The sequence below is a fragment of the Enterococcus canintestini genome (assembly GCF_001885735.1).
GTDB classification, from domain to species: domain Bacteria; phylum Bacillota; class Bacilli; order Lactobacillales; family Enterococcaceae; genus Enterococcus_C; species Enterococcus_C canintestini.
This window is the reverse complement of sequence record NZ_JXKG01000002.1, coordinates 77,416-102,714: the sequence shown is the minus strand read 5'-3', so window position 1 is coordinate 102,714 and position 25,299 is coordinate 77,416. Positions and strand designations below refer to the sequence as shown.

The 25,299-nt window shown below is 36.8% G+C and carries 22 protein-coding genes; 3 read left to right on the top strand and 19 right to left on the bottom strand.

What is annotated here, in order from left to right; all coding sequences use genetic code 11:
- Positions 1–91: 91 nt before the first annotated feature.
- From clpB to RU96_RS01865, 19 genes are all read right to left on the bottom strand, one after another.
- Complete coding sequence (clpB, locus tag RU96_RS01960; RefSeq protein WP_071863871.1) at positions 92–2,698, bottom strand: ATP-dependent chaperone ClpB; 2,607 nt, start codon at positions 2,696–2,698, stop codon at positions 92–94.
- Between the two features lie 200 nt (positions 2,699–2,898).
- Entirely contained in the window at positions 2,899–3,327 is a 429-nt protein-coding gene (locus RU96_RS01955; protein ID WP_071863870.1) for a hypothetical protein, read from the bottom strand.
- A 327-nt stretch (positions 3,328–3,654) separates the two neighbouring features.
- Positions 3,655–4,677 carry a lysylphosphatidylglycerol synthase transmembrane domain-containing protein gene (locus RU96_RS01950; protein ID WP_071863869.1) on the bottom strand — a complete coding sequence of 341 codons (1,023 nt, stop codon included), beginning with the start codon at positions 4,675–4,677 and terminating at the stop codon, positions 3,655–3,657.
- Positions 4,678–4,695: 18 nt separating this feature from the next.
- Positions 4,696–4,962: a DUF1294 domain-containing protein gene (locus RU96_RS01945; RefSeq protein WP_071863868.1), complete on the bottom strand. Its 267-nt coding sequence runs from the start codon at positions 4,960–4,962 to the stop codon at positions 4,696–4,698.
- 120 nt (positions 4,963–5,082) lie between these two features.
- Entirely contained in the window at positions 5,083–6,318 is a 1,236-nt protein-coding gene (gene pepT / locus RU96_RS01940) for a peptidase T (RefSeq protein ID WP_071863867.1), read from the bottom strand.
- A gap of 35 nt (positions 6,319–6,353) precedes the next feature.
- The gene (locus RU96_RS01935) at positions 6,354–7,475 is read right to left on the bottom strand and encodes a Nif3-like dinuclear metal center hexameric protein (RefSeq protein WP_211269890.1); all 1,122 of its coding nucleotides are present in this window, start codon (positions 7,473–7,475) and stop codon (positions 6,354–6,356) included.
- Positions 7,466–8,170 carry a tRNA (adenine(22)-N(1))-methyltransferase gene (locus tag RU96_RS01930; RefSeq protein ID WP_071863865.1) on the bottom strand — a complete coding sequence of 235 codons (705 nt, stop codon included), beginning with the start codon at positions 8,168–8,170 and terminating at the stop codon, positions 7,466–7,468. The genes RU96_RS01935 and RU96_RS01930 overlap by 10 nt, the downstream gene beginning before the upstream one ends.
- Positions 8,171–8,277: 107 nt before the next feature.
- Positions 8,278–9,201 carry a primosomal protein DnaI gene (dnaI, locus tag RU96_RS01925; RefSeq protein WP_071863864.1) on the bottom strand — a complete coding sequence of 308 codons (924 nt, stop codon included), beginning with the start codon at positions 9,199–9,201 and terminating at the stop codon, positions 8,278–8,280.
- Positions 9,201–10,574, bottom strand: coding sequence for a replication initiation and membrane attachment family protein (locus RU96_RS01920; RefSeq protein ID WP_071863863.1), 1,374 nt, complete (start codon positions 10,572–10,574; stop codon positions 9,201–9,203). The genes dnaI and RU96_RS01920 overlap by 1 nt, the downstream gene beginning before the upstream one ends.
- Before the next feature lie 18 nt (positions 10,575–10,592).
- On the bottom strand, positions 10,593–11,069 hold the full coding sequence (nrdR, locus tag RU96_RS01915) for a transcriptional regulator NrdR (RefSeq protein WP_071863862.1): 477 nt from the start codon (positions 11,067–11,069) through the stop codon (positions 10,593–10,595).
- A gap of 402 nt (positions 11,070–11,471) precedes the next feature.
- Entirely contained in the window at positions 11,472–12,068 is a 597-nt protein-coding gene (coaE, locus tag RU96_RS01905) for a dephospho-CoA kinase (RefSeq protein ID WP_071863860.1), read from the bottom strand.
- A 5-nt stretch (positions 12,069–12,073) separates the two neighbouring features.
- Positions 12,074–12,913: a DNA-formamidopyrimidine glycosylase gene (gene mutM, locus RU96_RS01900; protein ID WP_071863859.1), complete on the bottom strand. Its 840-nt coding sequence runs from the start codon at positions 12,911–12,913 to the stop codon at positions 12,074–12,076.
- 12 nt (positions 12,914–12,925) lie between these two features.
- A complete protein-coding gene (gene polA / locus RU96_RS01895; RefSeq protein ID WP_071863858.1) occupies positions 12,926–15,568 on the bottom strand; it encodes a DNA polymerase I in 2,643 nt (880 codons plus the stop codon).
- A gap of 305 nt (positions 15,569–15,873) precedes the next feature.
- Positions 15,874–16,563, bottom strand: a complete 690-nt coding sequence (locus tag RU96_RS01890; protein ID WP_071863857.1) for a Bax inhibitor-1/YccA family protein — start codon at positions 16,561–16,563, stop codon at positions 15,874–15,876.
- Positions 16,556–17,041 (bottom strand): MaoC family dehydratase, encoded by a 486-nt coding sequence (locus RU96_RS01885; protein ID WP_379923998.1) that lies wholly within the window; start codon positions 17,039–17,041, stop codon positions 16,556–16,558. Before RU96_RS01885 ends, RU96_RS01890 begins: the two co-directional genes overlap by 8 nt.
- Before the next feature lie 147 nt (positions 17,042–17,188).
- A complete protein-coding gene (murC, locus tag RU96_RS01880) occupies positions 17,189–18,523 on the bottom strand; it encodes a UDP-N-acetylmuramate--L-alanine ligase (protein ID WP_071863855.1) in 1,335 nt (444 codons plus the stop codon).
- 230 nt (positions 18,524–18,753) lie between these two features.
- Positions 18,754–19,218 (bottom strand): SprT family protein, encoded by a 465-nt coding sequence (locus RU96_RS01875; protein ID WP_071863854.1) that lies wholly within the window; start codon positions 19,216–19,218, stop codon positions 18,754–18,756.
- A 1-nt stretch (position 19,219) separates the two neighbouring features.
- On the bottom strand, positions 19,220–21,388 hold the full coding sequence (locus tag RU96_RS01870) for a Tex family protein (RefSeq protein ID WP_071863853.1): 2,169 nt from the start codon (positions 21,386–21,388) through the stop codon (positions 19,220–19,222).
- Between the two features lie 117 nt (positions 21,389–21,505).
- Positions 21,506–22,240, bottom strand: coding sequence for a metallophosphoesterase (locus tag RU96_RS01865; protein WP_071863852.1), 735 nt, complete (start codon positions 22,238–22,240; stop codon positions 21,506–21,508).
- 133 nt (positions 22,241–22,373) lie between these two features.
- On the opposite strand from RU96_RS01865, the gene RU96_RS01860 reads away from it, so the two are divergent.
- The 3 genes from RU96_RS01860 to RU96_RS01850 are packed head-to-tail and all read left to right on the top strand — an operon-like array spanning position 22,374 to position 25,171.
- Positions 22,374–23,234, top strand: coding sequence for an efflux RND transporter periplasmic adaptor subunit (locus tag RU96_RS01860; RefSeq protein ID WP_071863851.1), 861 nt, complete (start codon positions 22,374–22,376; stop codon positions 23,232–23,234).
- Positions 23,235–23,242: 8 nt separating this feature from the next.
- Positions 23,243–23,935, top strand: a complete 693-nt coding sequence (locus RU96_RS01855) for an ABC transporter ATP-binding protein (protein ID WP_071863850.1) — start codon at positions 23,243–23,245, stop codon at positions 23,933–23,935.
- A 12-nt stretch (positions 23,936–23,947) separates the two neighbouring features.
- On the top strand, positions 23,948–25,171 hold the full coding sequence (locus RU96_RS01850) for an ABC transporter permease (protein ID WP_071863849.1): 1,224 nt from the start codon (positions 23,948–23,950) through the stop codon (positions 25,169–25,171).
- Positions 25,172–25,299 lie beyond the last annotated feature (128 nt).

Sequence of the window (25,299 nt, the reverse complement as noted above, 5' to 3'; positions counted from 1 at the left end):
CTTTTCTTTAGCTATCAAAATACCGACCCCAAAAGTTAGATTTTTTACGCTAACTTTTGGAGTCGGTTCAGACTTGTTGTGACTTTTTATATTAAGCTTCTGTTATGGCTTCATTTTGAAAAACCAATTGGTCATTTAAAAGACTAATTGTAACTTTTGTTTTTGGTAGCACGCGTCCAGAAACAATTTCTTTTGCTAGTGGGGTTTCTACCTCACGGGTAATGAAGCGACGGAGAGGTCGTGCCCCATAAGCAGGTTCATAGGCATTTTCAGCAATCCAGGTTTTCGCCTCTTCGGTAATAGCTAAGACAATTTCTTGATCTTCCAATCGTTTTGATAGTTGTCCAATGATTTTATCTACGATACCAGTTACATCCGCTAAACTTAATGGCGTAAATAAAATAGTATCATCAATTCGGTTTAAAAACTCTGGTTTAAAGTGCCCACGCAATAAATTCATAACCTGTTCTTTTACAGCTTCTGGAATTGTCCCTTCTCCTGTCACACCTTCTAAAAGAAGCTGTGAACCAATGTTACTCGTCATAATCAAGACCGTATTTTTAAAGTCTACTACCCGTCCTTTGGAATCGGTTAAACGACCATCATCTAATACTTGCAGTAAAATATTAAAGACATCAGGATGGGCTTTTTCGATTTCATCTAATAAAACAATGGTGTATGGGTTGCGGCGCACTGCTTCGGTTAATTGGCCACCTTCTTCATAGCCTACATAACCTGGAGGTGCTCCAACAAGACGAGAGACTGAATGTTTTTCCATATATTCACTCATATCAATTCGTACCATGTGATCTTCAGAATCAAATAAGTTTTCTGCTAGGGCTTTGGCTAATTCTGTTTTCCCGACACCGGTTGGACCTAAGAATAAGAAAGAACCTAATGGTCGGTTTGGATCTTGTAAGCCTGCTCGGGAGCGAATTACCGCATCACTAACCGCATTTACCGCTTCGTCTTGACCGATGACACGATGATGAAGTGTTTCATTTAACTTCATTAATTTTTCTCGTTCCCCTTCTACTAGCTTAGTAACCGGGATACCCGTCATGCGACCAACAACAGTTGCGATTTCTTCTTCTGTCACAGATTCTTGTACTAGACGTACGTGATCATCGATACCTTTTTCCTCAAGATCCGCCAACTCTTTTTCTAATTGGGGAATAGTACCGTGACGTAAAACAGCTGCCCGTTCTAAATCATAATTATTTTCAGCATCTTCTAATTCATGCTTTGCTTTATCAATTTCAGAACGTTTTGTCGTGATTTTATTTACTTCTTCTTTTTCTGTTTCCCATTGCATCTTCATTGCATTGGCTTCTTCACGTAATTCAGCCAATTCTGCTTGTAGTATTTCGAGACGTTTCTTAGAAGCGTCATCACTTTCTTTTTTCAAAGCAGCTTCTTCAATTTCTAATTGCATCAAACGTCTCGTTACTTGGTCTAATTCTGTTGGCATTGAATTCATTTCAACGCGAATCGTAGCACTCGCTTCATCTACCAAATCAATTGCTTTATCAGGTAAAAAACGATCAGTAATATAACGATCAGAAAGAGTCGCTGCTGCAACTAGCGCATTGTCATGAATATTAACGCTGTGATGAATTTCAAAACGTTCTTTTAAGCCCCGCAAAATAGAGATAGTATCTTCAACGGTTGGCTCTGCAACCAATACTTTTTGGAAACGGCGTTCTAATGCTTTATCTTTTTCCATATATTGCCGGTATTCATCTAAGGTAGTAGCACCAATCATGTGTAACTCTCCTCGAGCTAACATGGGTTTTAATAAATTACCAGCATCCATACTACCTTCTGTTTTACCAGCTCCAACAATATTATGAATTTCATCAATGAATAAAATAATACGACCATCTGCTTTTTTTACTTCTTTTAAAACAGCTTTTAATCGTTCCTCGAATTCACCGCGAAATTTTGCTCCTGCAATTAATGATCCCATATCTAGTGAGAAGATTGTTTTGTCTTTTAGATTTTCAGGGACATCTTTGCGGACAATACGTTGAGCTAACCCTTCAACAATGGCTGTTTTCCCCACCCCAGGTTCACCTATTAGAACAGGGTTATTTTTTGTTTTGCGGGATAAAATCCGAATAACATCGCGAATTTCTTCATCCCGGCCAATAATGGGATCCATTTTGCCAGCTTTAACTTGTTGAACTAAATCGACACCGTATTTTTCTAGTGCTTTATATTGCTCTTCTTGATTTTTTGAGGTCACTTTTTCCCCTCCTCGCATTGACTCAATATTTTGACGCAATTCTTTTTCTGTCACACCTTGACTCGTCAAGTATTTCGTCAAACGATAATTTTTCAATTTCATAAGGGCTAAAATTACAATTTCAGTTGCTAAAAATTCATCACCGAAACTTTCCCGTAATTGATCTGCTTCATTCAATAAATTGAAGAGATTTTGACTCATACTTTGACCATAAGCGACGTTACCGCCTGCAACACTAGGATACTCATCAAGTGCTTTGTCGACTTCTCGTTCAAAACCTGCCACATCGACACCAGCATCTGTATAAAAATTACGCCCAAAATGATTGGGTTGTAAGAAAATTTTCCATAAATGAGCAATGTCGATTTCTTGATGATGACGGGTCACTGCAATCTGTTGCGCTTGTGCAATCGCTTCTTGTAGCGTTGTCGTCATTTTTTCAATATTCATTTGCCATTCCTCCTAAAGTTCATCATTAAAGTGAGTTTTACTACTTCTATCATACTACTATCCGCCTATTTTGGCATAAATACCGCAAGAAGATTTTTTACTCACAACAATATTATACTCCTTTGGTCAGTAAAGGTCAAAAACTAAGTCTGCATTGTAACCAATTTTTTTATTCTTTTTAGAAAAATCTGTTGCCTTTATTAACTGGAATTTTCAAGAGCTGAATAGTTAAACTTTCGGCACAATTCATCAACTGCATTTATTTTTTTCCAGTAGCAAAAAAACACCATCTTTAATAGTCTGACTAAAGAAAGGCGTTGAAATTGCCGCAACTTGCGCACCATATAAACCCATCGTTCATCTTTAAAAAATGGTTGAAAAAATAATAAGTATTCTGCTAAAAACGGTTCCCATCTTTCTTTTTGAAAGATCGAATTAACCTCACTTTGATATAACTCAGGCTGTAATGGCTGGACTTTTATAAATAATTTACTGCAAATTTCAATGAAGTGTAAATAAGTTAAAAAACGTTTTTCATCTTCGCTCTTTTTTAAAAAATTTTTTAACCGTACCGCTGTTGTTTCCGGTTTAAAATAGCCTAATTGATTTGGACTCACGACAAGATACATCTATTTTTCTCCTTTTTTCTTAACAACGAAAAAAAGTCTGATACTGTCAAAATATTTGGCAAAAAAAGAGAAATTTTTAACGAAGAATCGCTTACATATATTTTTACATCCTTTTCATTTTCTTTACCATCAAAGTATTAAATCTAAACTTAAATTTCGTATTCTACGGTAAACTTAGTCTTTCCAACAAATTAATAAATAAAAAAGAGTAAGAGGATTGATAATTCAATCTTCTTACCCTTTAACACTTACTACTAATAATCAAAAATCACGATTTATAGTTCTTTCAAACAATCATTTTGTAGCCTGTATCTTCATGACTAAAATTCAATCTTTCAATTCTTTCAGCTCACCTTTGATCGTTTTACGTTTATCCCATAAAACATATAAAAATCCCAACATAAAAGGCCACAGATACGTAGCAAAACGATACAATAACATTGATGATACAGCGTCAACGGTACCAACTAATGGTTTAAACAGTAATAAATAGACAAATTCAAAGGAACCTATTCCTGCCGGCGTGGGAATAACACCAGCTAAAATAACAGTAAAACTTATTAACGAAAAGACTAAAAGAAAATCTAATGAAGGGTGATTTTCCACTAATACAAAATATGGCAACACATACCAAATAGCCATTTTCGCTAAATTCAACAAGAAGATTTTAAAGATACGGGGACGTTCTTTTAAAATCCCATTTACTGCAATTCGTAGCGAATAAACTTGTAAATTTACTTTATCTACTATGTTTCGCAATCGTTGTGACTTAAAAAGTTTATTGGTTACCTTGACGAAAAAAACTTGCAAATTTAAACTTAAAGAAAGTAATAACAAGACCGCAATAATTAGAAAAGTTACCACCATCCCCGCCAAAATAAGAGGAATCATATTCGGTGCTTTATCATAAAATAAAGAAAACTGAATGATTAGTCCCAATAAAGCATAGATAAACAGCGCCAATTTATACATTACCATATGCAATGCTGTCACCCCGACGCCATCTGAAAGGCGCAGGCCTTTGCGCCGGTAATAATTCACCTCAGAAATCAACGTTCCCGCACCAAAAGTGACAACCCGATAAAAAGTATAATAACAAACTGCAAAAAAGCCATCTTGTGTTTTAAAATCATGGGTAAAAGGTTCGGCTAAGGTTTTGATATTCAGCCCTTCTACTACTAGATAAAGCGTACCACATCCAAAAACAGTGATTAAAGCGTAAATGGAAGTACTTTTTAATTCCGCTAAAATTTCGCCAAATGAATTTTGTAATAAATAAAACATCACCCCAAAAATTATAACTAATAGTAAAATATTTAAGAGTAACTTTGTTTTTGAACTAATTTTCATAAAAACTCCTTTAGACTACTAGTGATAGTAAATAATCAGCAACAAATCAACCGCAACCCCAATTAGAAAACATAGGTAAAACTTTTTCTTACGGGTTTTATGGCGAAATATTTTTTGCGCTAATAAGCCACCTAAACCACCACCGACGATTCCCATAAATAAGAGATTCTTCTCTGAAATTCGTTGGCCTTTTTTTACAGCTTGTCGTTTATCATAATACATCAAGAAAAAGACATAGAGATTTACTAAAACGAGATAAAACCACAATGGATTTTCATTAAACACTCACAAGACTCCTTTTTTTGTAAATTTAACGCTTCTAAAATAAACAAAAGCGAGAACACTTACGCCAAGCGTAGGCCTCTCGCTTCATTATAACAAGTATATTTAAAAATTTTGACTAAATTATGCGTTTGTCGCATTTAATTCGGCAATTTTCACAATCACATCTGTCGCTTTTTCCATCGCTTGTAAAGAAACATACTCAAAACGACCGTGCATGTTTTCGCCACCGGCAAAAATATTCGGTGTTGGTGTTCCTAATTGTGAAATCTTAGAGCCGTCAGTACCGCCACGAACTGGTTCAATAATTGGCTCAATATCTAACGCTAACATCGCATTTTTAGCAATTTCGACAATGCTCAAGTCTTTTTCGATAATTTCTTTCATATTGTAATATTGATCGTACATATTAACATCAATCCGTTTTTCATCAAATTGACTATTCATTTTGTCAGCAATTTTTTCAATTAGTGCTTTTCTTTCTTCAAATTTATTTCGATCATGATCACGAATAATATAGCTCATTTTAGCTTCTTCTTCGTTACCATTTAATGCCATTAAATGAAAGAATCCTTCGTAACCAGTAGTTTTTTCTGGGATTTCATTTTGTGGCAACTGATTGTTAAAATCAATTGCTAAGCGTAACGCATTAATCATTGTGTCTTTGGCAGTCCCTGGATGCACATTTTTACCGTGAATTGTAATTTCAGCGGCTGCCGCATTAAAGGTTTCGTATTGCAATTCGCCAACTGGGCCACCATCCATAGTATATGCAAAGTCTGCACCAAATTGCGCAACATCAAATTTATCTGCCCCGACACCAATTTCTTCGTCTGGACCAAAACCAACTTTAATTGTGCCGTGTTTAATTTCAGGATTTTTAATTAAGATTTCTAAAGCCGTCATGATTTCAGCAATTCCGGCTTTATCGTCAGCGCCTAAAAGAGTCGTGCCATCAGTTGTAATTAATGTTTGACCGGCGTAATTTTTTAAATTGGGAAAGTCACTTGTGTTAAGTGTGTACTTGCCCTCTTTATCTAAATTAATCGTCGATTCACCATCGTAATTTTCAATAATTTGGGGATTAACATTTTCAGCGTTAAAATCAGCCGTATCCATATGGGCGATAAAGCCAATTGTCTTAACAGGTTTGTCAGTATTGCTTGGTAAGGTCGCAATGACATAACCATTTGTTTCGTTGTAAATAACATCTGTTAAACCTAAATCTTCTAGTTCCTTTTTTAATTCATGGGCAAAAGCCACTTGTGTTTTTGTTGAAGGTGTTGTTTTACTGGTTGCATCTGAGCGCGTTTCCGTTTTAACATAGCGTAAAAAACGCGGTAATAAGTTTTCGTACATAATAATTCCTCCCAAGTGTTTGTCACACTATTTATTTAACGATATTGAAAAGGATTTGTATTGGTTGTAGAAGGAATGAATTCTACCTCCCAATTTTCTTCTTTTTTCCACTCGTTCATTTTTTCAATAAAACGGGGAATGCAGACACGTTCTATGTTATGCCCTGGATCAATTACCGTCAATCCATTTGCCTGAATGTCATGAGCCGTATGATAATAGACATCGCCGGTTAGATAGACGTCGGCATTTTTTTTAATGGCATCTGGATAAAAATTCCCGCCAGAACCACCGCAAATAGCAATTTTTTGTACCATTTTTTTGGCATTTTCCAGCGGTTCAACTAAACGTAAGCCATCTAATTCAAAGACTTCTTTGACTTTAGCGGTAAAGTTTTCAATCGTCATTGGCTGAGAAAGATAACCGACACGACCAATGCCATAGCGCATTGGTTCATTGTCTAAAGTAAATAAATCAAAAGCGGGTTCTTCATAAGGATGAGTAGCATACATCGCTTTTAAGACTTCTGCTTCAATTGTTGCAGGTAAAATAACTTCCACTTTGGCTTCTTGCACGCTTTGTGGCTGCCCTACACTTCCAATGGTAGGATTTGCATTTTCAACTGGCGTAAAGCGTCCCATCCCCACAGTTTGAAAACTGGTAAATTGATAGTTACCTTGCTGGCCAGCTCCAGCTTTTCCTAACGCTTCCCGCATGCTGGCTGCAGCTTCAACTGGCACATAAACAATTAATTTTTTAAAATTTACTTCATGGGTTTGCGTCATAAAATCTTCAACTTTAACGTCTAACATTTCGCAAAACCAGTCATTTAACCCATCAGGAATAATATCCATATTCGTATGAGCTGCATAAACTGCAATATCGTGTTTCACCAAATCCAAATACATTTTGGTTTGCGGATCTGTTTCAGTTAAGCGTTTAATCGGCCGAAAAATAGGTGGATGTTTTGCCACAATTAAATCGATTTTCTTATCAATGGCTTCTTTGACTACTTCTGGACGTACATCTAAGGTCATCATAACCCGTTTAATCGGCTTATTTAATGTCCCAATATGTAGCCCCACCGGATCCCCTTCTTCAGCGAGCCACAAAGGACAATAAGCTTCAAAGCGTTTGATAAAATCTGTTCCTAACAAGATAAAACCTCCTCAATCCAGCTTAGTTCTTTTTGGATAGCTGCTACTTTTTCTTCTGGTATGACTTTGGCTTTTTGTAATTGAGTTAATACTTTTTTTAATGCCTGTTGCTCTTGTTGCCATTTTTTTAAAAAGACGCTATTTTTTTCTGCTAACAAATGGGGACCAAAGAAAACTTCTTTTTCAGATAACTGTTGTTTTACACCAGTTTTTTCTGCAACAATAACTTCATAAATTTTGTCATTTTCTGCTAAAATATCTTCTTCAATAATTTGGTAGCCTTCTTTTTGCAACCAAAAACGCACATTTGCTTCCCCAACGTTGGGTTGCAAAATTAAGCGTTCTTTTCCGGTCAATTGTCCTTGTATCTTGCCATTTTCTAAAATATTAGCAATTAATGTACCACCCATTCCAGCAATTGTAATGGCATTAATATTATCTGCTGGTTCAATCGCTGCTAACCCGTCTGCTAAGCGTACGACAATTTTTTCTGTCAGCCCACTTTTTGCAACTTGTGTTTGCGCGGAATGAAAAGGCCCTGCTACCACTTCGCCACAAACTGCGTAAGTAATTTTATCGGCTAGCATTAAGGCAACTGGTAAATAAGCGTGATCTGAGCCAATATCGGCTAAACGTGCTCCCTTTGGTACTGCTTTTCCCACCACTGTCAGGCGTTGTGAGAGTTCTTGTTCATTCATTTTTTGCACTCCTTTAAAAAATTAACACTTATTTATTCTCTCTCAGACTATTATTTCGCAAAAATTGACACAAAAATTCAAAAAAAGAAAATTTGTGTCAATTGGAGTTAGTCATTGCGACGATTAGGACCAGACATAATAATCTCTTTTGCTAAATAGCGAATACGCTCCATAATCCGTTTGGCTTTTAAGGGTTCATCCGCAGTCTTTGTCAGCCGCAAATGATTTTCTAACCCATCCATTGTAAAATTAGAGGTGAAAAATGTGGGCAACTGTTCTTGCATGCGATACTGCAAAATAACTCCAAAAATTTCATCGCGGGTCCAAGCTGTCAGTGCATCTGCGCCGACATCATCTAAGATTAAGATTTTCGGTTTTTTTACTTGTTCCAATTTCTCTGCGACTGTGTTATCTGCCACTGAACTTTTCATCATTGAAGTAAAAGTAGGCATATGCACCATCATAGAAGTATAGCCTCGTTTGGCTAATTCGTTGGCCATCGCCCCTAATAAATAAGTCTTACCAACCCCAAAATCACCAGCTAAATACAAGCCTTTATGAAACACTTTTGGATTTTGAGCGTAATTTTTAATAAACTTCATCGCCTCAAATAAAGCTTCTTCCCGTTCATCTGTTTTGTCGAAATTTTTCATGTTCGCATTGCGAATATCTTTAGGAATATCAATAGTACTCACGCGATTTTTAATTTCTTCTTGTTTGCGTCGTGCTAATAAGTCTTCTGTCGGTACATAAGCGACATCCACGTAATGAAAATTCAAAACTAAGCGAGGCTCATAGCCTGGGGCCATCATGGTGGGATCGTTTAATTCGAATTTACGTTTTTCTTGGACAAATTCATACAGCTTCGGATAGCTCTTTTTCACTTCTTCTGTAGTTAGTTTTTCTTTATTTTCAGCCAAAAATTGTTTGACATCTAAATCAGCTAAGACGGCTTGCATCATGGCATCATATTTTTGTTGAAAATTACGGCGTTCAAACAGTTCATTAACACCTTTACCAACATCTTCCACTATTTCTCACCTTCTTCATCATTAAAGTACTCTTGCATCATTTTATCAATTTCAGCTTTACGGTTAGGATCACTGCTAGCCTGATTTTTTGACCAGTCGGGTAAATCTTCTTTTTTCACAATATTTTGAGGCCGTCCACTTGCTTTTTTCCGTTGTTCTTTAGCAACTTGTTTTTCTTTGACAGTTGTTCTGACATACAAAATCGCTTCTTCTGGTGTCTTGAATTTATTTTGCGACCAGTCGTTAGCGATCTGATTGGTTAACGCTTGGGGTAATTGCGCTTTATTTTGCACTACCAATAAGTAATTTAACAAGATATTAATTACAGCAGGCGGTAACGGTGATTTACTTACTAAGTCAGTTAATAACCATTCTTCATTTTTGGTTACATAACCACCTTTAGCCGCTTTTAGCGCTGTTAAATACTCCATCGGTGCCAAGCGTTCGCTATCAAGAATGGTCTGCCAATCAGCTTGCGTAAAACCTTGGGCCAGCAAGGTATTTTTTCTTCTTATCTGCTCATCACTTTGATAATTTTGGTTGGTTTGTTTTTTATCAGGTAACAGATGCTGGCTTTGTTTATAAACGATATTTTTTAATTTTCGCTGATCGATTACACCATCTGTCAGAGCAACCGCTTCAGCCATCAAATTAGTTAATTGCAATTCATCATAGCCAAACAACTCATGGTATAAAAGTAAACTCTTTTTCAAAGTATCGGTCAATTGGGCAGGATTAATAAATTTTTTGGTGGCTAAATCTCGTAATAGTGGCCAGTTTAGCTGTTTATCGTCTAAAGGTAATTGACTGGTCTGCTCGTTTGCTAAAGCACTTGTTGCTTTTTCTACTAGGCTTTGATTGGCTTGATATTCGCTTTGAGAAAAATTATAAACAGAACCAAACTTTGCCGTGACCTCCTGGTAGCCATCCGTATTAATCACAAGAGAGTTAAAACGTCTATTTAACTGGCGAAACTTACTTTGACCAACTTTTACGACTAATAAAAAAGACATCAGTTCATCTTTTAAAAATTCTTTTGGAGCCAGTGGTTCTGTTAAAACATATAAAAATCTCACTTCTGGTTGTTCTTTATAATACGTTTTTAACAAACCAATTCCTTCTAAACGCTTTTTAGCAATTTTCATGGTGCCAATTCCCATGTCTAATGCATTAAGCAATTCCAGGTGAGTATATTTTTCTTGTGTATCTTCAAAGTCTTGTAATAAACAAAAATACAAAGCCAAAGCATCTGCGCCAATAATTGGTTGGTACAAATTGACTAAAGCCTTTTGTCCTTCACTAGTGAGGGGGACACTTTTTTTTACTTCATAAACAGTTTTTGGTTGTAAGTTGGCTTCATAAGCATATTCCAAAAAATGCAGCCTCCAATTTTATTGTGTTTCATCTTTTCCGTTAGCTTTTGCCACGATATCTTGTAATTCTTTCAAGAAAACTGACATATCTTTAAATTGGCGGTAGACGCTGGCAAAACGAATATAGGCGATTTCATCAACATCCACCAAATCTTCCATGACATATTCGCCGATTAAAGTCGTCGATACTTCATTTTCACCTAATGAGCGCACCCGATTTTCTACATGATCAACAATTTGTTCCATCTGCTCCATTGCAACCGGTCGCTTTTCAGCTGAACGAATCAGCCCACGTAAAATTTTCTCGCGGTTAAATTCTTCTCGTTCACCGTTTTTTTTGATCACTAATAAAGGAGCTGCTTCAATTTTTTCAAAAGTAGTAAAACGAAAACCGCAATTCTCACATTCTCTTCTTCTTCTGATTGTACGGCCATCATCGGTTTGACGGCTATCGACCACCCGTGAACTATTATGGTGACATTTTGGACAACGCATCTTCTCACCTCATTTAATTTCTAGGAATTTTGCTTATATTATAACAGAAAAAATTTGTGTTGTATTGTCTTGTACCTAAGAAAAGACTGGATTTATCTGCTTTTAATAGATTATTTTAAAAACTGATAAACTTTTTAGAAAATAGTTTTGGCTATTTATTTTATTGTCAATAACACAGTCCCTTTGTAGTTTTAAAGGGTTCAACTAAAAAAGGAAATAAAGCCGAGGCTATCATTTGCATCTAGCAAAAGTAGTTCGCAAAAAAACTGATGGGAAATTTCTACTTATTGAAGTAAAAGTTACCTTCAAAAGACTATTCACACTAATAAAAATGAGGTGCGACAAGACTTTTGTCACACCTCACACCTTACTTATTATTAAAAAGAATAGAGCAAATTATGGTTACTTTTCAAAATGATTTTCCAACCAATTTAATACTTGTTGCACCGTTTCTTCTTTACTGCCGTTATTATCAAAAACAGTATCGGCTAACGCTCTTTTTTTAGCTAAGGGCATTTGGCTATTAATTTTTGCTTCTGCGGTTTTTTCATCAATATTATCCCGCGCCATCAGTCGTTTTTTTTGTTGCAAAAAGTCAACATAAACTACTGCCACCTCATCCATATAATGATCATAATGACCTTCATACATTAACGGAATATCAGCAATAACTAACGGACTTTTATTTTTCCAAAAAGCCATCTCCGCTTTTATCTGTTGACGCAAATACGGATTTAGTATACGGTCTAGTTGCTGGCGTTTATCGCTGTCTTGAAAGACAATTTCCCCTAATTTTTTGCGATTTAGTTCACCTGTTGGTAATATCACTTCTAAACCAAAAGCTGCTTTAATCGCTGCTAGGGCTGGTTTTCCAGGCTCTACAATTTGTCGCGCGACAATATCACCGTCCACAATTGGAAAGCCCTTTTCTTTAAAAACATTGACAACGGTACTTTTACCACTAGCAATACCACCGGTAATTCCTAAGATAAATCCCATGCTATTCACCTCATGATTAATTTTTGGCAGTGGGGACATAAGTGCGTACCGCGTTGTGCCACTTTAATTTTTTCAATTGGTGTTTGACAACGGGGACATGGTTGACCGGTTTTGCCATAAACATTTAGCGACAATTGAAATTTACCCGCTTCTCCTAAGGCATTTAAGTAAGTGCGCACAGTCGTTCCGCCAGCAGCTACAGCTCTTTGTAAAACATCTATGATAGCTAAGCGTAACTGTTTGATTTCTAAATCTGTTAATGTATCACAAGGCTGCATAGGATGAATTTTAGCCTGCCACAAAGCTTCATCTACATAAATATTTCCTAAACCTGTCACCATTTTTTGATCGAGTAAGGCTGGTTTAATTTCTCGCTTCGTTTTAGCGAGGTTTTCTTTAAAGGCGGCTAATTTAAAAGTTTCCGGCGTTGGTTCTGGTCCTAATTGGGCAATACTTTTAAAGTTTTGTGCTTCACCTTTTAAAACCAGCTCCATGCGGCCAAATTTACGTACATCACGATATTGCAATTGACTGCCATCATTAAAATGAAAAATGACATGCGTGTGCTTTGTTACCTCAGCATTTTTTTCAGCTGAAAAAAATTCGTATTTTCCTTCCATACGTAAATGGGAGATAAGTTCATAATTAGAAAGTTCAAAAATTAAATATTTTCCCCGTCTATTAATTGTTTCAATTTTTTGGCCAACTAATTCGCGTTTGAAAGTTTCGACTTCAGGTAGTGCAATAATCTTAGGCCAAAAGACATCAACACTTGCAATTTCTTTTTTTAAAACAAGCTGTAACAGCCCCTGACGGACAGTTTCCACCTCTGGTAATTCTGGCATTTTTCCACCTTCTTATTTGGCATCATACCACGTCTTGCCCCAACTACTATCAGTGACAAGTGGTACATTTAAACTCACGGCATGTTCCATGACTTCTTTAACTAATTTGTCTAATTTCTCAAGCTCAGTTTCTGGTACTTCAAAGACCAACTCATCATGCACTTGTAATAGCATAACTGCTTCTAGTTGTTCTTCTTTTAAGCGTTTTGCCAGCTCAATCATGGCAATCTTCAAAATATCAGCGGCACTTCCTTGAATTGGTGTATTAATCGCCGTTCTTTCAGCAAAAGAACGCACGTTAAAGTTACGCGCATTAATGTCAGGTAAATAACGACGGCGGTGATATAAGGTTTCAACATACCCTTTATCTTTAGCATCTCTAACAATTTTTTCCATATATTGTTTAACACCTGGATACTTTTCAAAGTAAGTATCTATATATTGTTGGGCTTCTTTTCTAGAGATTCCTAAGTTTTGGGATAGACCGTAATCGGAGATACCGTAAACAATCCCAAAGTTCACGGCTTTTGCTTGCCGGCGCATATTTGGGGTGACATCTTCTGGTTTTTGGATACCAAAAACCCGCATCGCTGTACTGGCATGAATATCTTGCCCTTCTAGGAAAGCTGCCTTTAAATGTTCGTCATCTGAAATATGAGCCAATACCCGCAATTCAATTTGTGAATAGTCAGAAGAATAAATAACCCAGTCTTTTGCTCGTGGAATAAAAGCTTGCCGAATTTTTCTTCCTTCTTCTAAACGAATTGGAATATTTTGTAAATTAGGATCCACTGAACTTAAGCGTCCAGTTTGTGTTAATGTTTGCACGTAACGTGTATGAATTTTGTGATCGGGTTGAATTACTTTTAATAGGCCTTCCACATAAGTCGATTGAATTTTCGCAATTTGACGATAAGTTAATATGTCTGCCACAATTGGTGCTTGATCTTGTAACTGTTCTAACACATCGACTGCAGTGGAATAACCAGTTTTGGTCTTTTTAATCACAGGTAGTCCCATTTTTTCAAAAAGAATCACACCTAATTGTTTTGGTGAATTTAAGTTGAACTCTTCCCCTGCTTCAGCGTAAATTTTTTCTTCAATTTCATGCAGACGAGCCGCAAACTCCCCTTTCATATCTAACAATCGTTTACTATCGACTGTGATACCGGCGATTTCCATTTCTGCCAAAATTTGTGATAAGGGAAGTTCCATTTGGTAAAACAAATCACTTTGATCTTTTTCTTTTAAATCCTCGTCTAATTTATTACTTAAGAATAAAATCGCTTTAACTTTACGGGCCAAGTGGGCATAAAACTCTTCCATATCTTCTGGCAGACCTTTTTTCACGCCTTTGCCATAAACAGCTTCATCTGTTTGAATATCGGTAAAGCCATAGTGCTCTGCCACGCCAGCGATGTCGTTGTTACTGTCATTAGTATCAAGTAAATAAGCTGCTAATAAAACATCAAAGCTAATGCCTTCAGGTCTTTTAGCATAACGTTTTAAAGCGACATACGTCCGTTTGGCATCGTAAACTTTTTTATTGTTTTGGCTCGTTAACCAATCACAAAAAGCTTGGTTTTCAAATAAAGCTAAATTATTAGTTACATAAATTTTCTGCTCATTCCCCCACGCAACGCCAACAATATCAGCAATATGATAATTATCAGATAACATTTCAGGATATAAAGCCATATCAGCTTGGAACATTTCAGGGGTAAATTCATCGACTACTTCAAACATAATTTCGGCAAGGTCGGCTGGCTCTTCAGCGATATTTAATTTACTTAAAAATTGTTTGAAGTCCATTTCTTTATAAAATGGTACGAGTTTGTCTAAATCTTTGCCCTCATAGACTAAATCATCTATTTGAATTGTGACAGGAGCTTGGGTGTTGATTGTAGCCAATTTTTTTGATAGGAAAGCTTGTTGGCGATCATTAATCAAATTTTCTTTCATTTTGCTTTTTTTCAACTGATCGATATTTTCATATATGCCTTCAACTGAACCATATTCTTTTAATAACTTGATAGCAGTTTTTTCGCCAACTTTTGTAACGCCTGGGATGTTGTCAGATGCATCACCTGCTAGACCTTTCATATCAATAATTTGATTTGGTGTTAGGCCATCGTATTTTTCGGCGATGTGCGCAGGCGTATATGCTTCAATTTCACTAACACCTTTGACTGTAATATCGACAGTAATATCATCACTAGCTAACTGGGTTAAATCGCGATCTCCTGATAAAACGACAACTTCAAATTCATTTTTGTCCACTTGAGTTGCTAACGTTCCAATAATATCGTCAGCTTCATAATTTTCTAACTCATAATGTTTTACACCTAAAGCCGTAATTAATTCACGAATATAGGGTAGTTGCTCGCGAAATTCCCCCGGCGTTTTAGCCCGTCCTGCTTTATAATCTTGATACATTTCAGTCCGAAATGTCGTCTTCCCTGCATCAAAAGCAACTAAGACATGGGTAGGTTTTTCCTTTATCATTACATTTTCAAACATTGTATTAAAAGCATAAATTGCGTTGGTATGCAAACCACTCTTGTTTTTAAAGCGCTCCAGCGAATTGTGTAAAGCAAAAAAAGCGCGGTACGCCACACTATTGCCGTCCACTAATAAAAGTTTTTTCTTCGTCATGGAAATTCTCCTTATCTCGTTGTTTTCTTGCAATATTTTATTGCATCCCCACAAAAGTTCCTCTTTATTCTAACAAAGTTCAAAGAAACTAGCGATGATTATTGACTACTTGTTTTTAAATCAATTAATAAAAAACCAAAGTAGTGTGATTATAGAGCTTAATTAAGCAAAAAATAAAATAGCGTTGTTTTGATGGGCAATTTGATTTTTAACCCCTTATTACACAGCATTTTTTTATGAGCGCTAACAAAAAAAGAGAATCCATAGCCACAGCTATAGATTCTACAATTTATTTTGTAAAAAAATTAATCCCGACCAAAAATTCGTAGGAAAGCTAACAACAAGTTGATAAAGTCTAAGTAAAGTTGTAATGCAACAAATACCGCAATTCCTGTATTTTCAGTGCCACGACTTTGTTCATAGTACTTTTTAATCATTTGGTGATCATAGGCTGTTAAACCCGCAAAGACAAAAACAGTTACGATTGATAACAAATATTCCATTGGGCCACTGTGTAGGATTAAGCCATTCAAAAGCATGGTAATAATAATCCCAATTAAAGCAATAAAACCGATCCGCCCAACTATTGATAGGTCTTTTTTAGTAAAGACTCCAAAAAGTGCTGTCGCTGCAAATGTCGCAGTAGCTGCACCAAAAGCCACGTAAATCGTACTAATATCATAATACAAAAGTGTAGCAGTTAAAGTCAGGCCGTTTAATAACGAGTATACTAGAAAGCCTGCAATCGTCATCGCCGGATTTTTTCTTGCTTTAGCGGCTAAAACAAAAACCAAAATTAGTTGCACAATCCATAAGCCTAAAAAACCTAATGGAAAGCCATTAATAAAACTAATTGTTTGGGGTAAAAATGCAGTAGCACAAAGATAAGAAACTAGACCACTAATACCTAAGCCAACTGCAAAGAAAGCATAAACTTTTGCGTAAAAGCGATTTAATGTATCTTTTTCAACCACAGGTGTTTGATAATTATTCATGGATATCCCCTACACTTTCTGTTTCAATTATTGGAGGTTGTACCATCACGACCGCATCTAACACACGGTCTTCTTCTGCGTTAGTAGCTTCCACAGAAATCGTCACCACATCTTTCATTTTATCCACTTTAATCACTTCAAAAGCAAATGTCAGTGTTTCATAATGATAGACAGGTTCGATAAAATTCACCGAAAAATTCACCACATGTGAGCCAGGACCAGGCAAGTGTTTTGAAATTGCACTAGTAATAATCCCCATTAACATCACAGAAGGGACAATTGGACGCAGGTAAGCTGTTTGTTGGGCATAGTCATGCTGAATATAAAGCGGATTGGCATCATTGGTTAACCCGAGATATAATAGTAGCTGATTATCTTCAATTGATTCTGTTAAAGATAACGAATCGCCTTCCTCAATTTCTTCGATGGTTTTACCTATTTTTTTAACACGATTGATCTGCAAACTTGATTCCTCCATGTTTTAATCTCATTTTGTCGATTTTATCATTATTATTGTATCAGAACCCTTTAAAAGTGCAAGTTTTCAATCTAGAGCTAACACTTTATTAATAAAAGAAAAATCATAATAAAAAAACTGGCGCAACAATGTGCACCAGTTTTTTTATTAAGAACGGTTACGCGTAGTATTGCTCAAAAGTTTTTCATAAGCTGCTTCGAATTTTTGAACATCCCCTGCGCCCATGAAAATCATCACGGCATTTTCAAAATCAAGCAAAGGAGAAACGTTGTCTTCTTTAATAACTTGACCACCTTTTTTAATTTTAGCGCCTAAGTCTTCAATCTTAACGTCACCTTTTGCTTCGCGGGCAGAGCCAAAAATATCACATAAAAATACTTTATCCGCTAAATCAAGAGCTTGGGCAAAATCATCCATTAAGGCGATTGTGCGGGTAAATGTATGTGGTTGGAAAACAGCAATGATTTCTTTATCGGGATATTTTTGCCGGGCTGCATCAATGGTTGCTTTAATTTCAGCTGGATGATGGGCATAGTCATCGACAATTGTCATATCTGCTACTTTTTTCTCGCTAAAACGGCGTTTCACACCGGCAAATGTTTGCATTTCTTCAGCAACTTCATGCATGTCCATCTTTTCTAGGTAGGCAATACCAATGACACCTAAAGCATTTAAAATATTATGTTTACCAAAAGCCGGTAAACTAAAGTGACCAATTTCTTTACCTTTGACTAAAACATCAAACTCAGAACCTTTTGTTGTCCGTTTAATGTTTTTAGCTTGAATGTCATCGTCATCATTTAAGCCATAGTAGTAAATTGGCGCTTCTGATTCTAACTTACGTAAATAAACGTCATCCCCATAAGCAAAAATACCTTTTTTCACTTGATGCGCCATTGATTGAAACGCAGTGAAAACATCTTCAATACTCTTATAGTAATCAGGATGATCAAAATCAATATTGGTCATAATTGCATAATCTGGTGCATACGCTAAAAAGTGGCGGCGATATTCACAGGCTTCAAAAGCGAAAAAATCTGCCTCAGGTACACCATGGCCAGTACCATCACCAATCAAATAACTCGTTGGTGAAACACCACTAAAGACGTGAGCTAATAAACCAGTGGTACTCGTTTTACCGTGAGAACCAGTCACAGCGATACTTGTATAATCGTTAATAAAACGACCAATAAAATCGTGATAACGAATTACTTCACAGCCCAATTCTTTGGCACGAACAATTTCTTCGTGGGTATCAGGAAATGCATTACCTGCAATCACAATCATGTCCGGTTTAATATTATCGGCGCTAAATGGTAAAATTGTAATTCCCGCTTTTTCCAAATCGCGTTGAGTGAAGAAATATTTTTCTACGTCAGAACCTTGTACGTTATAGCCTTTTTCATGTAATACTAATGCTAGTGAACTCATGCCAGAACCTTTGATTCCAACAAAATGATAAAGCTTATCTTTGTCATTCATCCTACTTTAGCCTCTTTTCTTCCATTCTATCAGTCGTGTAAAAACTCTTTTGTTTTTGCTTGCTTTTTTAAACTAATTCATCATTTTTTTCAGATAAAATGCAACTTTATCTTCTAAAAAACGAGCTAATAATTTGCACGAGCTTCATTATCTAACAAAAACGCTAAAAATTCAATGAGTTTTATTCAAAAAGCGCTTGACGACTCTTTTTGACAACTTTTTTCCAAAAATTAGCTAACAATTTTTAAAAATTGCAGCTTGTCACCGCACTTGCCACAAACAAAACGTTCTGTATTAATTTTTCGTTGGCGGATAAATAGTTGACCGCAACCACAACAGCGATAGGTTACTTGCCTTTTAACTTTACTACTTTTTTCTTGCGGTAAACGCGGTGCATAGCGACTTCCTCCCACTGCAGCAAGTAACGTTTTAAAATCACGATCTTGGTGACGATAACCTTTTTTTAATAGATGTAAGTGGTAATGACATAATTCATGCTTAATGATCCCGACTTGTTCACTTGGAGAAATTGCGGCAAACAGTGTTGGATTAAAGTCAAGGTGATGATCAGACAGATGATACCTGCCACCAGTCGTTTTTAAGCGTTTATTAAAAACAGCACGATGCCTAAAAGGACGCTTAAAAAATTGTAATGATATTTCTTCTACTAATGTTTGCAACTGTGCCTCTGTCATTTCACTCACCGGTAGGATTTAACATAGTTAAGCTGATACGTCCTTTTTGTTCGTCCACTTGTTCAACCCAAACCGTGACCACATCGCCAACTGCTACCACATCTTTTGTTTGTTTTACAAAACGGTGACTTAATTTTGAAATATGAACTAATCCATCTTGTTTGACCCCAATATCAACAAAGGCACCAAAATCAATCACATTACGTACCGTTCCTTTTAACTCCATCCCTGGTTTTAAATCACTCATAGTTAAAACGTCTTTTCGTAATAGCGGAGCTGGCATTTCATCCCGCATATCACGGCCAGGTTGAACTAAAGCTTGTAAAATATCTTTAACAGTCTCCGTTCCAGCAGCTAAATCGTCTGCGATTTTTTCAGCGTTTAAACTTATAAGACGCTCTTTTGCCTCTTTGGTACCTAAGTTGGTTAATTGAACCTGTGCCCGGTTTAAAATTTCTTTAGCTAAGCTATAGCTTTCTGGGTGAATGCTAGTATTGTCTAAAATGTCACTGCCACCAGGAATACGTAAAAAGCCAATTGCCTGTTCATAAGCTTTAGGCCCGAGACGAGGAACTTTTTTTAATTGATTTCGTTTAATAAAAGCGCCGTTTTCTTCCCGGTAGTTAAAAATATTTTGTGCAGTGGTTTTATTTAAACCGGCAATATGTTGTAAAAGCTGCGGACTAGCAGTATTAACGTCCACTCCGACTTGGTTTGTCACGGTTTCAACGACAAAGTCCAATTGCTCAGCTAGACGTTTTTGCGAAACGTCATGTTGATATTGACCTACTCCTACCGCTTTTGGATCAATTTTGACTAATTCTGCTAATGGGTCTTGCAGACGACGGCCAATACTAATCGCGCTTCGTTCCTCTACTTGTAAATCCGGAAACTCACTTCTGGCAATCGCACTGGCAGAATACACGGAAGCCCCCGCTTCATTTACTATCACATAATAGACTTCTTGTTTTAAATCACGAATTTGTTCGGCTACGAATTGTTCTGATTCTCGACTTGCTGTCCCATTCCCAATTGCAATCATTTGAACGCCATATTTTGTAATTAAGTCTTTAAAAAGTGGCCCGGCAGATTGGCGTTTGTTTTGGGGCGCAGGTTTATGCGGATAAATCACAGCAATGTCTAAAACTTTACCAGTTTCATCTAAGACTGCCAATTTACAACCCGTTCGATAAGCAGGGTCAAATCCTAAGACCACTTTTCCTTTCAATGGTGGTTGTAATAATAAATTCCGTAAGTTTTCGCCAAAAACTGCAATTGCCTGTTCGTCAGCTTTTTCGGTTAATTCATTGCGAATTTCACGTTCAATTGCTGGTGCGATAAAGCGTTTATAAGCGTCTTCATAGGCTGCAGTGACATAATCTACTGCTTCTCCTTGGCCTTTAATAATTTGACGGTTCAAATAACTGAAGATTTCAGCTTCTGGCGCTAAAATCGAAACTTTTAAGATGTCTTCTTTTTCACCCCGATTGGTTGCCAAAATACGATGCGACACCATTTTTTTTACAGGTTCTTCAAAGGCGTAATACATTTCGTATACTCCTTTTTCATCTTGTTCGACTTTTTTACCGGTACTTGTGTAAAGTCCTTGATCGAAAGTTTTTTGGCGAATCCAAGTTCTAAATTTAGCCGAATCCGCAAATGTTTCTGCTAAAATTTCATGGGCACCGGATAAAGCGACAGTTGCATCGGAAACTTCTGACGTGACAAAAGTTTCCGCTTTTTGAAGGACTGATTCCGTAGAAAAAGTCAACAACCATTTCGCTAACGGTTCTAAACCTTGTTCTTTAGCAATAGTGGCTTTGGTGCGACGTTTTTGCTTATAAGGACGATATAAATCCTCTACTTGCTGCATTTTACTAGCAGCTTTAATACTTGCAGCCAGCTCAGGCGTTAATTTTTCTTGTTCTTCAATTAAACGCAATACTTCGCTTTTGCGTTTTTCTAAATTTTCTAAGTATTGGTAGCGTTCTTCAATTTCACGAATCTGTACCTCATCTAAATTGCCAGTCGCTTCTTTTCGGTAGCGAGCAATAAAAGGTACTGTATTTCCATCTAATAACAAGTTTAAAACTTGTTGCAATTGTTTTTGCGTATAATTAGTCAGTTCTACTTTTAATAGCGTTACTAATTCTTGATTAACTGCTGTCATGTCATCTCACCTTTCTTTTGACCCATCTATTTTAACACAGAATAGCTCCTTGATTATGCAAAAAAAGAGGTGACGATAAAACGTCACCTCCTTTTAACACTTCTTTTTATTAAACACTTAAAAATCTGGTTGCCATGGCCCCGTTAAATTTTGGTATTCAATATCTTGGACAATTCCCTTTTGATTAAAAACCACACCGTGAATTGAACCACCAAAGACACCACCGCCATCAATCCCAATTTTATTATCTGATAACCATAAGTCTGTCGTCTTCATATCGCCATGGAGTAACGGCGTAATCGTGTGACCAAAAACAATCTTTTTTCCAGTCTTATTTTTACCTTGATGAAAGGGTTCTCTGATCCAAATAAAATCAGCTAAAGCAGTATCATGCCAATCTTTTTTAGTTAAATCTACACCAGCATGGACAAAGATGTAATCATTCCATTCGTAATATAAGGGGCGCTTTGTTAAAAAATCAAGCAAATCGCGATAACGACTACGAATCATTAACGCAATTTCAGTGGGAGAATACTCCTCACACGCCCCTGGATGCAAAAGACTTTCAATCGTTTCTTTGCCGCCATTGTGTAAATAAGAAGGAAACCAATCTTCTGGTTTGGTTAAAAATTGCAAAAGGTATTCTTCGTGATTGCCTCGTAAATAAATCGCGCCAAATTGATCCACCAAATTTTGCCCTAATAATAAACATTCTTTACTGCGTTTTCCGCGATCATTTAAATCCCCCAGCAAGACAAGCTGATGTTGGGTTGAATCAAAATATGCTAAAAGTTTTTTAAACAACTGGTACTCACCGTGAATATCGCCAATAGCATATACATGTTTTTTCATCTTCCTCACCTCACCTAAATTATACCAAAAAACTTCACAAAACTTTCAATAACTATATTTGGACACCAGTTAGAAAAACCTTTAGAATGGAAACGACACCTTGTCATAAACTATGGGGAAAAGAGTGAAATACATGCAGAAAAAAACAATTGGTATGCTATTAGCAGGTATCGTCATTATTGGAGCAGTTGGCTTTGCTTTATTTAATGGCGGAAGTAGTAAAAACGAAACGATTGCCATTCGAAGTGCTACTGCCAAAAAAATGGATGTCACAGAGACATTAAGCACAACGGGGACTTTAATTCCCAATCAAACTGAAAACCTGATTGGCACAGGGAATGTCACAGAACTTAATGTTAAAGTTGGCGATGAAGTCAAAAAAGATCAAGTTTTAGCTACTTACGATAGTGGTTTAACTTTATCTGCTAGCATGGCCGGTACTGTCACAGAAGTAAATATTAAAAGTGGCCAATCAGATACTAGCGCACAACAAGGAAAAGCTGCAATTGTTATTGCTGATTTAGCCAATTTAAAAGTGCAATTAGCCTTATCTAATTCAGAAGCACGACAAGTAAATGTAGATCAAAAAGCTGTCATTTCATCTGGAGGCCACGACTATAATGGCAAAGTGACAGAAAAAGATCCTACTGCTACAGCCTCTCAAACAGCGACTGGCGGTGCTACATTAGGCGCAGTCGTAACTTTTGATGATAAACCAAAAGAATTATACGCAGGTTTTTCAGCCGATGTAACTATCACCATTGCAACAGAAAAAGATGCCCTAGCGATTCCAATCGAAGCACTAACATATAATGACAAAAACGAACCAATCGTCTACGAAGTAAAAGATAACAAAGTTCACCTGATAAAAGTTCAAACAGGTATTCAATCTGATCAATTTATTGTGATTAAAGACGGGCTTACAAATGGTGCTAGTGTTGTCTTATCCCCTGCTTCTAACCTTAAAGACGGTAGCGCCGTCACTAAAGAGTAGGTGATAAAATGATTGATTTGAAAAATGTCGTGAAAATTTACCGTACTGGCGGTGAAGAATTAATGGCTTTAAAACATGTCAACCTTCATATCGCAGAAGGAGAATTCACTTCTATTATGGGGCCAAGTGGTTCTGGTAAGTCGACCATGATGAATATTTTAGGCTTATTGGATCGCTTTGATGATGGTACTTATCTGTTAAATGGCCAAAACGTTACCCATTTAACAGATGTACAAAGTGCGAAAGTCCGCAACCAAGAAATTGGCTTTGTCTTTCAGTCATTTAATTTAATGCCCCGTATGACGTTATTAGAAAACGTTGCGCTCCCTTTAGTCTATGCCGGTATCTCAAAATCAGAACGCAAAGATAGAGCATTAAAAGCGCTGGAACAAGTTGGGTTAGCCGATCGCGTTCACCATCGTCCCAATGCTATTTCAGGTGGACAAAAACAACGGGTAGCAATTGCGCGGGCGATTGTGAATGATCCTGTTGTTTTAATGGCCGATGAGCCGACTGGTAACCTTGATTCCAAAACGACACTTGAAATCATGAAGATTTTTCAAGACTTAAATGATAACGGCACGACGGTTGTCATGGTTACCCATGAACCGGATGTTGCGCAATATACCAAACGGATTGTGTCCTTTAAAGACGGTGAAATTATCGCCGACAATCCAGTTTCAGAACGAAAAAAATTATAGGGAGGGTCAAAAATGGGGATAAGCGAAAGCTTTAAAATGGCATTAGATAGTATCTTAGCCAACAAAATGCGGTCATTTTTGACTATGCTAGGAATCATCATTGGAATTAGTGCTGTTATTGCAATTTTGGCAGTCGGAAATGGTGCCACCAAAGAAATCAACGGCACTTTCAGTGACCTTGGTGCTTCTACTATCTCAGTTTCCACTAGCCAAGACGCTACTGAAAGTCAAAAGATTACCTCTCAAGATGTGTTAGCATTAAAACGTAGCATTCCAAATATTGACCACATCTCACCGGTTACAAACATTCAAGGAAGCTTGACTGCAAATGATAAAAGTAAATTTGGGATGGCAATTGCCGGGATGCCAGATTTACAATATACCAATCAAATGATGGATAAAACACTACTTTATGGTCGCTACTTTAATCAAACGGAATACGAAGAAAATGCTAAGGTAACGATCATCAGTGCCGATACTGCCCGCTATTTTTTCAATGGACGAGAAAATGTGGTCGGTGAAAAAATTTCGGTTAAAAACCAAACTGGCCAAATTACTCTGCGCATTATTGGCGTGACAAAAGGCACAATGGAAAACATGATGGGTTCATTTGATAGTGAGAAAATGCCAGGCTACTTAGCAATGCCCCTCACTACGGCGGTTACTTTGCAACCAGATGCGACAAAAATGAGCGACTTGACCGTTATCGCAAAATCAAAAGATGATATTGATACCATCTCAAAACAAATTGTTAATATCTTATCGGTACGTCATGACACTGTAGGCGATAAAATTTATACGGCCACCAATTTTTTACAAGCTTTAGATGAAGTCAATAATGTTTTAGGTTTATTCATTAACTTTATTGCTGCTGTTGCTGCAATTGCATTATTAGTAGGTGGTATTGGGGTAATGAATATTATGTTAGTCTCTGTAACGGAAAGAACTAGAGAAATTGGTACCAGAAAAGCGCTGGGGGCAACAAACAATAATATTTTATTCCAATTTTTAACAGAATCAGTTATCTTGTGTTTAATCGGCGGATTGATTGGGTTATTACTAGGGGCATCATTGGCTTTAATCATCGCCAACGCCTTAAATATTACCGCTCAATTTTCATTAGGTGCGATTGCTTTTGTCCTATTATTTTCTAGTGCCATTGGGATTTTCTTTGGTGTCTATCCTGCCCGTAAAGCCGCTCGATTGGATCCAATTGAGGCATTGCGTTATGAATAAGCTGACAAAACTTATGCAGCAATTCAAAAAAGATTTAAAAGAAGCAAAAGACACTGGTGCTATTGCCAGAGATAATGGTTAACACTAAAAAGCAGTACTCGTCATTTTTAAAATGCACAAAAAAATAG